At 68.1% G+C, this 9,960-nt stretch carries 6 protein-coding genes and 4 pseudogenes; 4 read left to right on the top strand and 6 right to left on the bottom strand.

Annotation, left to right across the window (positions count from 1 at the left end):
* Together G3N61_RS39880 and G3N61_RS36100 are read left to right on the top strand one after the other, a co-directional pair.
* Window positions 1-123 (top strand): annotated as a pseudogene (locus G3N61_RS39880) (ABC transporter permease); the annotation flags it as partial.
* Window positions 122-943 (top strand): annotated as a pseudogene (locus tag G3N61_RS36100) (rhodanese-like domain-containing protein); the annotation flags it as partial. The pseudogenes G3N61_RS39880 and G3N61_RS36100, both read left to right, overlap by 2 nt.
* Window positions 944-1,020: 77 nt before the next feature.
* On the opposite strand, the gene G3N61_RS36095 reads toward G3N61_RS36100, so the two are convergent.
* Window positions 1,021-2,163, bottom strand: coding sequence for a glycerophosphodiester phosphodiesterase (locus G3N61_RS36095; RefSeq protein WP_043183553.1), 1,143 nt, complete (start codon window positions 2,161-2,163; stop codon window positions 1,021-1,023).
* A gap of 375 nt (window positions 2,164-2,538) precedes the next feature.
* Here G3N61_RS36095 and G3N61_RS36090 point away from each other — a divergent pair, with 375 nt between their 5' ends.
* Together G3N61_RS36090 and G3N61_RS36085 are read left to right on the top strand one after the other, a co-directional pair.
* The gene (locus tag G3N61_RS36090; RefSeq protein WP_205824772.1) at window positions 2,539-3,603 is read left to right on the top strand and encodes a phytoene/squalene synthase family protein; all 1,065 of its coding nucleotides are present in this window, start codon (window positions 2,539-2,541) and stop codon (window positions 3,601-3,603) included.
* Window positions 3,604-4,099: 496 nt separating this feature from the next.
* Window positions 4,100-5,314 (top strand): porin, encoded by a 1,215-nt coding sequence (locus G3N61_RS36085; protein WP_043183556.1) that lies wholly within the window; start codon window positions 4,100-4,102, stop codon window positions 5,312-5,314.
* Window positions 5,315-5,462: 148 nt separating this feature from the next.
* Here the strand turns inward: G3N61_RS36085 and G3N61_RS36080 are convergent, their stop codons facing one another.
* The 5 genes and pseudogenes from G3N61_RS36080 to G3N61_RS36060 form a co-directional block, all read right to left on the bottom strand.
* Window positions 5,463-6,959 carry an efflux transporter outer membrane subunit gene (locus tag G3N61_RS36080; RefSeq protein WP_205824770.1) on the bottom strand — a complete coding sequence of 499 codons (1,497 nt, stop codon included), beginning with the start codon at window positions 6,957-6,959 and terminating at the stop codon, window positions 5,463-5,465.
* 9 nt (window positions 6,960-6,968) lie between these two features.
* Window positions 6,969-8,123 (bottom strand): ABC transporter permease, encoded by a 1,155-nt coding sequence (locus tag G3N61_RS36075; RefSeq protein ID WP_205824768.1) that lies wholly within the window; start codon window positions 8,121-8,123, stop codon window positions 6,969-6,971.
* Window positions 8,120-9,079 (bottom strand): ABC transporter ATP-binding protein, encoded by a 960-nt coding sequence (locus G3N61_RS36070; protein ID WP_205824766.1) that lies wholly within the window; start codon window positions 9,077-9,079, stop codon window positions 8,120-8,122. The genes G3N61_RS36075 and G3N61_RS36070 overlap by 4 nt, the downstream gene beginning before the upstream one ends.
* Window positions 9,076-9,780, bottom strand: a pseudogene (locus G3N61_RS36065) (HlyD family efflux transporter periplasmic adaptor subunit); the annotation flags it as partial. The gene G3N61_RS36070 and the pseudogene G3N61_RS36065, both read right to left, overlap by 4 nt.
* Window positions 9,770-9,960, bottom strand: a pseudogene (locus G3N61_RS36060) (MmgE/PrpD family protein); the annotation flags it as partial. The pseudogenes G3N61_RS36060 and G3N61_RS36065, both read right to left, overlap by 11 nt.

Below are 9,960 nucleotides of genomic sequence, written 5' to 3'. Positions count from 1 at the left end.
TACCTGCTGATCATCTTCGCGTCGATCTTCACGCCGTCGCTGTGGCTGCTGTTCATCCTGCTGTCGATGTTCGGCTGGCTCGTGCTGTCCGATTACGTGCGCGCCGAATTCCTGCGCAACCGCGGGCGTGCCGCGCATCGCGCTCGCGGATGTCGCCGCGCTCGACGAACCGGGCCGCACGTTGTACCGCTTCGACGTACGCACGCCGGAGGAATACGAAGCCGGCCATCTGCCGGGCTTCCTGAGCACGCCCGGTGGCCAGCTCGTGCAGGAAACCGACCATCACGCGGCCGTGCGCGGCGCGCGGATCGTGCTTGTCGACGACGACGGCGTGCGCGCCGACATGACCGCGTCGTGGCTCGCGCAGATGGGCTGGGACGTACGCGTCGTCGAACCGGAGAACGACACGGCGAAATTCGGCGAGCGCGGCCAACCGCCGCGCGACGTGCCGGCGACGCCACCCGTGACGGACGTATCGCCCGCGACGCTCGCGGGCTGGCTGAAGGAGGCTGCACCCGGCGAGCTGGCGATCGTCGACGTGACGGCCAGCGCGAACTACGTGAAGCGCCATATCCCGGGCGCGTGGTTCGCCGTGCGTGCGCAGTTGCGCGACGCGCTCGCGGCGATTCCGCCCGCGAAGCGCTATGTGTTCACATGCGGATCGAGCCTGCTGGCGCGATTCGCGGCGGACGACGCGCGTGCGCTGCTGCCGGCCTCGGCCGACATCTCGGTGCTGACCGGCGGCACCGCCGCATGGATCGAGGCCGGGTTGCCGCTCGAAAACGGCGAGACGCATCTCGCGTCACCGCGCGTCGATCGCTACCGGCGCCCGTACGAAGGCGCCGACAACGCGGCGGCCGCGATGCAGGCGTATCTCGACTGGGAGTACGGACTGGTCGATCAGTTGAAGCGGGACGGCACGCATCACTTCAACGTGATCTGACCGATGCGGCGCAACCGGGCACGGCGGCACGCTGTGTGCCGCGCCCGGCTACCGCCTCTCGGGCACGTGCCGCGCGATCAGCGCTTGAACGTATCGACGGCCGTGCGGCCGACGGCCGGATCGTCGGTGAAGAAGCCGTCGATGCCCGCGCGCAGGTACGCCTGGATCTCGCGCACCGAGCCGGCGGTGTTGCGCGTGGCCGGCGTGCCGCCGTCCTTCAGCGACGCGGGCAGGAAGTTGTTCTCCGGGCGGAACGTGTACGGATGCACGACGAGGCCGGCCTCGTGCGCGTAGCGCACGTACGGCGTCGGCTGCTGCAGTGTGCCGTCCGCGGCGACGGCGATGATCGACGTCTTGTACGGGCCGACGCCGTTCGCATAGGTCGCGATCTCGCGCATGCCGTCGCGCGTCGACAGGTCGCCGTAGGTGCGCTTGTCGTTCGCCTTCACGAAGTCGTACGGGCGCTGGCCGGCTTCGTCCATCAGCTGCACGAGCTTCCAGTTCGGCTGGCTCGACTTGATCCGGTTGCGGATCGTCTTCAGGTTCGCGACCTCGAACGACTGGATATAGACGGTCGCCGTGCGCGCCGTGTATGAATCCTTCAGCAGCGCGTCGACGAGACGGTCTTCGAGCGGCAGGTTGATCGACTGGAAGTAGGTCGGATGCTTGGTTTCCGGATACAGGTGGATCGTGCGGCCGGTCTGCGCGGACATCTGCTTCGCGAGCGCGACGATCTCGTCGAACGTCGGAATCTCGAACTGGTCGTTGTACGCGGTGTTCGCGGGGCGGACCTGCGGAATGCGCTCGCGGGCACGCAGCGTCTTCAGCTCGGCGAGCGTGAAATCCTCGGTGAACCAGCCTGTCAGCTCCGCGCCGTCGATCGTCTTGGTCGCCTTGCGGCTCGCGAACTGCGGCAGCGTCGACACGTTCGTCGTGCCCGAGATCTCGTTCTCGTGACGCGCGACGAGCACGCCGTCGCGGGTCGACACGAGGTCGGGCTCGATCACGTCCGCGCCGTCCTCGATCGCCTTGCGGTACGACGCGAGCGTGTGTTCGGGGCGCAGCGCACTTGCGCCGCGATGGCCGACCACCTGGACCTTCGCGGAAATCGGCTGGGTGGGATCGGACGCGACGTCGTCGCCGCCGCATGCGGCGAGCAGGAACGCGGCGGCGCACGCGAACGGGACGTAGCGCAGGGAGGTCGGGCGCTTGAAGAGCATGGCGGTGAACCTTCGAAACGGGAGTCGGAAAGGGGCGGTCGCTCCGGCGGCGCGGCTGTTGCGCCGTGTCGCACGGAGTCGAATGGGACGCGATCGTCGCACCGAATAATTACATATGTATTACGTGTGCCTTTCTGTTGCATATTTTTAGGGCGCGATGCTCGCGGCAAGGCGGTTGGCGGTGGCCCGATGTGCGACGCATTCCGCCCGTCTGAGGCAGGCCGCGCGCCGGATGCACTAAACTTGCGGGAATTTTGCATCGCTGCGCCGGGGCCGACGCCCGCCTGGCGCGACGATGCGGCGACTCGCGGGCCGGCGCGGGCGCCCGGCGCCCGTGTGCGTCCGGGGCGCGCGCCGGCCGATTTTTCCCGACCCATGACGACTCGAACCGACTCTGCCTACCTGCTCGGCGACCTGCTGAAGAACGTTTCCCGCTCCTTCTACCTGACGCTGCGCGTGCTGCCCGACGGCATGCGCAACCCGGTCGGCCTCGCGTATCTGCTCGCGCGCGCGGCCGACACGATCGCCGACACGGCGCTCGTCGCCCCCGATCGCCGGGCGGCGTTGCTGACCGACCTGCGCGACGAGGTCGAACGGCTCGGCGACGGCGTTGCACTGTCGCGTGCGCTCGAGGACGTGACGCGGATGCAGACCGATTCGCACGAGCACGTGCTGCTCGGCTCGATCGAGCCGATGCTCGCGCTGCTGCGCGCGCAGCCGGACGCCGATCGCGCGTCGATCCGCAAGGTCGTCGCGACGCTGACGGCGGGGATGGTGTTCGACCTGCGCACGTTCCCCGACGAGCAGTCGGGGCAGGTCGCGTCGCTGCCGACGCGCGACGAACTCGACCGCTACACGTATCTCGTCGCCGGCTGCGTGGGCGAGTTCTGGACCGACATGACGGGCATGCACACGCCGGCCGCGCGTGGCTGGAACCTGCCGGACATGTGCGAGAAGGGCATCCGTTTCGGCAAGGCGCTGCAGATGACCAACATCCTGCGCGACTGCGGGAAGGATCTGCGCATCGGCCGCTGCTACCTGCCCGACGACGTGCTGGCTGCGCACGGGCTCGGCGTCGCCGACCTGATGTCGCCCGATGCGTCCGCGCGTGCGCGCGGCGTACTCGTCGACCTGCTGCGGGTGACGCTCGACCAGTATCGCGACGCGTGCCTGTATACGCTCGCGATCCCGCGCCGCTTCGTGCGGCTGCGGCTCGCATGCCTGTGGCCGATCATGATCGGCCTCGAAACGCTCGAACTGCTGGCCGGCCACGCCGCGTGGCTCGATCCGGTCAAGCCGGCCAAGGTGCCGAGAAAGCGCGTCTACCGGATCATGGCGTCGTCGCTCGCGCTGGTCGGCTCGAACGCCGCGATTCGCGCGCGCATGACCGCGCTCACCGACGCGGTGAATGCGCATCTGGTGCAACCGGCCACACGCTGAGTCGCACTGAACGACGCCGGTACGACAGGTGCCGGCGTCGCCTGTCGGCCCGCGTTCGCCGGGCCGCTCCCGTCCAACTGTCCATCCCCCAGGCTTCGACTAAAACGTTTTCATTATTTCGTGTCACGAAATGTGGGTGTCATGAACGTCAGCGATCCTGCGCGGCGGCGTGAATCGTGGCGTCAGCCGCGGTCGCGCATTTGTAAGATGGATGTTGCCGAAGGCATCTGACGACATCCGACGGTCTCGTTGCACCCGTAAAAATGTAAAGCTAGGGTTTTCACCGGGAAATGCCGGAGAGGCCCGCCGCGCAAGCGTTTCAAGGTGTTATGTAACCGTTTGGTGAACCCGCGCGTTGCGTCGATCATACGATGACCGACTGCGCGTGTTGGGAAATAATCGGTAATCCGTCAGAATTGCGCCGGCATGTACTCGCACATGTGTCAGATCATAAAACCACACCACAAAAGAAACATTCTTTGAGGACGGAGAATCAATGAAAAAGCGCGTCGCTGTTGCCATGACGGCAGCTGGCCTTGCAGCCGCTACCGCCGCTCACGCCCAGAGCAGCGTGACCCTGTACGGTATCGTCGATAACGGTCTGGCTTACCAGAACAACTCGTCGGCAGTCGGTGCGACCTCGGGTGGTCACTCGAAGGTGCAGATGTCCACCGGCGTGTGGGCAGGCAGCCGCTTCGGCCTGAAGGGCAGCGAAGATCTCGGCGGCGGCACGAAGGCGATTTTCCAGTTGGAAGCTGGCGTCAACACGGCTAACGGCTCGTCGCAGTGGACCAACGGCATCTTCACGCGTCAGGCGTGGGTGGGCCTGACCAACAACACGTACGGTACGCTGACGGCTGGCCGCCAGTACACCGCGTACTACACGCTGCTGTCGCCGTACAGCCCGACGACCTGGCTGACCGGCTACTACGGCGCGCACCCGGGCGATATCGACTCGCTGGATACCAGCTACCGCGCGAACAACTCGCTCGTCTACATGTCGCCGAAGTTCTACGGCTTCACGGTCGGCGGTTCGTACTCGTTCGGCGGCGTCGCAGGCGCAACGAACCGTGGCTCGACGTGGAGCGCGGCGATCCAGTACCTGAACGGCCCGGCAGGCATCGCGGTCGGCTATCAGAAGATCAACAACGCGACGCTCGGCGGCGGCGTGTGGGGCGCGAACTCGACGGTCCAGAACGGTCTCGATTCGAGCGGCAACGGCGCACAGCCGGCAGTGTCATCGATCAACAACGGCTACGCTACCGCGCAATCGCAACAGCGTATCGCTGTGACGGCTGGCTACCAGTTCACGCCGGCATGGGACATTTCGGCATCGTACTCGAACGTCCAGTACACGCCGGGCGTCGGTTCGTCGTTCCGCAACACGGCCATCTTCAACACGGCAGGCGCCGTGCTGCACTGGAAGGCAGCCGCTCAGTGGGACTTCGCAGCGGGCTACTCGTACACGGCGGCAACGCAGTCGAACGGCATCACCAGCTCGGCCAAGTACCACCAGGTCACGCTGTCGCAGTACTACAGCCTGTCGAAGCGCACGGGTCTGTACGCAGTTGAGGCTTACCAGCACGCCAGCGGCAACACGCTTGGCAAGAGCGGCATCATCGCCGCAACGACGTCGATCGGCGACGGCGTGGGCGCAGGTTCGAAGCAGAACCAGATCGGCGTCGGCGTCGGCATGATCCACCGCTTCTGATGTCGCGCGGCGCGCGAGCGCCGCTGGCGGCACGCGGTATGAAAACCGGCCTTCGGGCCGGTTTTTTTATGCCCGCGCGATTCGTATGATTCGCGCGACTGCCGCGCGGAGATCGCGAAGCGCGCTGCATCGAGCCCGCATCGCTCGCTCACTCCACCGTGTCATCCGTCCAGCTTCCCGCCAGCGCCTGGAACAGCGCCGCCGTATCGGCGAGCCGGTCGGCCTGCGCGCGCGTACGGTCGAGTGCCGTCTGCAGCGTCTGCCGTTGCGCGTCGAGCAGGTCGAACGTGCTGATCCCGCCTGCCGCGTAACGGTCGCCGGCAATCCTGTTGCTGGCCGCCGCTTCCTGCGCGGCGGTGTCTCTCGCCTGCAGTTCCGCCGCGTCGTGCTCGACCGCGCGCATCGCATCGGCCACTTGCTGCAGCGCCTCGATCACGGTTTCCCGGTAACTTGCGAACGCCGCGTCGTAGGCCGCTTCGGCCGCACGTTTCTTCGCGCGCAGTTCGCCGCCGTGAAAGAGCGGTTGCGTCAGGCCGAGGCCGACATTCCATACATTCAGCCCGCTCAAGAGATCCGCGATGCGCGTGCGCTCCGAGCCGATCCCCGCCGAAATCGACAAGCGCGGATACAGGTTCGCGGTGGCCACGCCGACGTTCGCGCTGGCCTGATGCAGCACGGCTTCGGCCGCGCGGATATCGGGCCGTTCGCGTGCGAGCGTCGACGGCAACGCGACGGGCAGCGTGCGCGGCAGCGCGAGCGCATCGAGCGTGAGGTCGGGCAACACGGCATCGGACGGCGGCACGCCGAGCAGAATCGCGAGCCGGTGGCCGGACTGGGCGAGGCGGGCCGCGAGCGGCGGCAGCGATGCCTGCGTCTGCGCGAGCAGCGCGCGTTGCGCATGCACGTCGGCCTGCGATACGCCACCCGCCGCGAAGCGCGCTTCGACGATGCGCAACTGCTGCGTCTGCGCGTCGATCAACTGCCGTGTGAGCGCGACCTGCTGCGCGAGCGACGCGCGCAGGATCGCGGTCGCGACGACGTTCCCCGCGAGCGTCAGGCGCGCAGCGTCGAGCGTGTACGCCTGGTAGTCGACTTGCGCGCGCAGCGCTTCGAGCGCGCGCCGGTTGCCGCCGAACACGTCGAGCACGTACGACACGCTCACCGACGCGTCATAAAGCGTGAACGGCCCCGGGCTGGGCACATTGGCCGGCAGGCCGAATGCGGTCGTATCGACCTGCTCGCGCGTGGCGGAGAGGCTCGCATCGAGTTTCGGCAACATCGTCGCGCCGGCTTCGGCCGCATGGTTCTGCCGCGCTTCATCGAGCCGCGCGCGGGCCGCGGCAAGCGTCGGGCTGTTGTGCCACGCGGTATCGACGAGCCGGTTCAGGGGTTCGGAATCGAACTGCGTCCACCATTGCCGAGGGGTGTGAGGGGCCGACGTGAAAGCCTGCGCGTCGCCGGTCGGGCCGGCGGTTGCGGCCGTCGTCGCGGGTGGCTCGCCGCGCGTGTAGTGCTGTGTGGCCGGCGCATCGGGCACGTGGAAATCCGGCCCGACCGCGCATCCAGCGACGAGCAGTGCGGCAGCCAGCGCACAGCCGCGAGCAGCATGGTCAATGTAGGAGGGGCGACGCGAAGCCGGTTTCATCGTGCGCACCTAGTCGAGCGTCCGCCGGTAGAAGCGCAGCGCGACGCCCATCACGACGACGGTGAACAGCGCGACCGGCCACACGGACGGCCACAGGTCGCTCCAGCCGTTGCCTTTCAGCAGGATGCCGCGCACGAGGCGGTTGAAGTAGGTGAGCGGCAGCAGGTTGCCGATGAACTGCGCCCACTTCGGCATCCCGGCGAACGGGAACATGAAGCCCGACAGCAGGATGTTCGGCAGGAAGTAGAACACCGCGAGCTGCATCGCCTGCAACTGGTTCTGCGCGAGCGACGACAGCGTGATGCCGACCGTCAGGTTCGCGGCGATGAACAGCAGCGCGGACAGGTAGATCGCGAACACGCCGCCGACGAACGGCACGTCGAACACGAAGCGCGCCGCGGCGACGATGATCGATACCTGGATCAGCCCGATCAGCACGTACGGGACGATCTTGCCCGTCATCACCTCGAGCGGTCGCACGGGCGTCGCGAGCAGGTTCTCCATCGTGCCGCGCTCGCGTTCGCGCGTGATCGCGAGGCCCGTCATCATCACCATCGTCATCGTCAGGATCACGCCCATCAGGCCCGGCACGACGTTGTACTGCGTGATGCCCTCGGGGTTGTACAGCCGGTGCAGCACGACGTCGAACGCGGCCGGGCGGCCGTTCAGGTAGGCGAGCGGGCCCGTCAGGTCCTTGTCCGCGACGGGCTGCACGAGGCCCGGCAGCGCGCCGATCGCCGATGCGGTCGCGACGGGATCGGTCGCGTCCGCCTCGACGAGCAGCGACGGACGCTCGCCGCGCAGCAGCCGTCGCGAGAAGTCGGCCGGCACGTTCAGCACGAACTGCACGTCGCCGCGTGCGAGCGCATGGCGGCCGGCCGCCTCGTCGGGCAGCGTCTCGACGATGTCGAAGTACGCGGAATTGCGCATCGCGGCGACGAAGCTGCGCGCGAACGGGCTCGCATCGGCGACGATCACCGCCGTGGGCAGGTGTTTCGGATCGGTGTTGATCGCGAAGCCGAACAGCGTGAGCTGGATGATCGGCACGCCGACGATCATCGCGAACGTCACGCGGTCGCGCCGCAGCTGCAGGAATTCCTTCAGCACGATGCTCCACCAGCGGGCGACCGAGAATGCGTCGCGCAGGCGCGCCCACGTGTTCATGACGACGCTCCGCCGGGCGGCCCGGAGGCACGGCCCATCATGAAGATGAACACGTCTTCGAGCCCGGTGTCGATCGGCGCGACCTGTAGCGCGGCAGGCCCGTCGGCCTGCGCGGCGACCTGCGCGAGCGTCGCGTCGAGCTGTGCGCGATCGCGGCCGCTCACGTGCAGCGCCGAGCCGAACACGACCGTCTGGTCGACGCCCGGCATCGTGCGCAGCCGAGCGGACAATTCGCTCAGATGTGCGCCGGTGATCGCGCGGGTCGCGAGCCCCTGCGACGCGACGATCTCCGCCGACGTGCCCTGCGCGAGCAGCTCGCCGTACGCGATGTACGCGAGCTTGTGGCAGCGCTCGGCTTCGTCCATGTAGTGCGTGCTGACGAGCACCGAGATTCCCTGCGCGGCCAGCCGGTGCAGCTCTTCCCAGAAGTCGCGGCGCGCAGCCGGGTCGACGCCGGCCGTGGGTTCGTCGAGCAGCAGCAGCGCCGGCTCGTGCAGCATGCAGGCGGCCAGCGCGAGGCGCTGCTTCCAGCCGCCCGACAGCGCGCCCGTGAGCTGGTCCGCGCGGCTCGCGAGGCCGAGCGAGTCGAGCGCGCGCGCGACGGCTGCCTTGCGGTCGGACATCCCGTACACGCGCGCGACGAAGTCGAGGTTCTCGCGGATCGACAGGTCTTCCCAGTACGAGAAGCGCTGCGTCATGTAGCCGACGCGCCGCTTGATCTGCGCGCTGTCGCGCACGATGTCGTAGCCGAGGCAGGTGCCGCTGCCCGAGTCGGGCGTCAGCAGCCCGCACATCATCCGGATCGACGTGGTCTTGCCGCTGCCGTTCGGCCCGAGAAAGCCGAAGATCTCGCCGCGCGCGACGCGCAGCGTCACGTCCTTCACGACATGTTTGTCGCCGAAATGCTTGTTCAGGCGATCGACGTCGATCGCGTACGGTGCCGGCGGCGCGTTCATGGCACCCTCACGGCGACGGGCTGGCCCGGGTGCAGCTTCGGCGCGTCGGCGACGGCGGGGCGCGCCTCGATCATGAACACGAGCTTGGTCCGGCTCTCGTTGCTGTAGATCACGGGCGGCGTGTACTCCGCCTCGCTAGACACGTAGGTGATGCGCGCGGGCACGTCGGCCGCACAGCCGTCGCAGTGGATCGCGACCGTGCGCCCCGGCGCGAGCGATGCGACGGCGGCCTCCGGCACGAAGAAGCGCACCTTCAGGTTTTGCGGCGGCAGCATCTGCACGACCGGATTGCCGGCCTGCACCCATTCGCCGACGCGATACAGCGTGTCGTACACGCGCCCGGCGGCGGGCGCGGCGACGCGTTTCTGGTCGAGCTTCCATTGCGCCTCGGCCACTGCCGCCTGCGCGGCGTCGGCCTGCGCGGCCTGCGCGGTAATTTGCTGCGCGCGGCCGGGCAGGCGCGCGACGTCGACCTGTTTCTGCAGTTCACGCATCTGCGCGGCCGTGGTTTGCGCGGCCGTGCGCGAATCGTCGAGCTGCTGCTTCGACAGGCCGCCGGCCGCGTACTGGCTTTCATCGCGCGCGAGTTGCGCGGCGGCGCGCGCGGCTTGCGCGGTGGCCTGCGCGAGCTGCGCCTGAGTGACCGCGATTTCCGGCGGGCGTTTGCCGGTCTGCAGGTCGGCAAGCTGTGCGCGGGCTGATCGCGGCCGCGTCCATCAGGCGGCAATTGATCTCGTAGGCCAGCGCGATCGCAAGGATCAGGTCGCGGCCGCTGCCGCGCTGCGCTTCGGCCACGGCCAGGCACGGCGCGACGTTGTCGCTCGGATGGCCGGTTTCCTTGCCCGCGTACGCATCGTTGAGGTCGAAGTAGCGGAGCGCGG

The organism is Burkholderia sp. Ac-20349, assembly GCF_017104865.1.
GTDB classification, from domain to species: domain Bacteria; phylum Pseudomonadota; class Gammaproteobacteria; order Burkholderiales; family Burkholderiaceae; genus Burkholderia; species Burkholderia aenigmatica.
The sequence above is the reverse complement of the archived record's forward strand: the minus strand, read 5'-3'. Positions and strand labels throughout refer to the sequence as shown.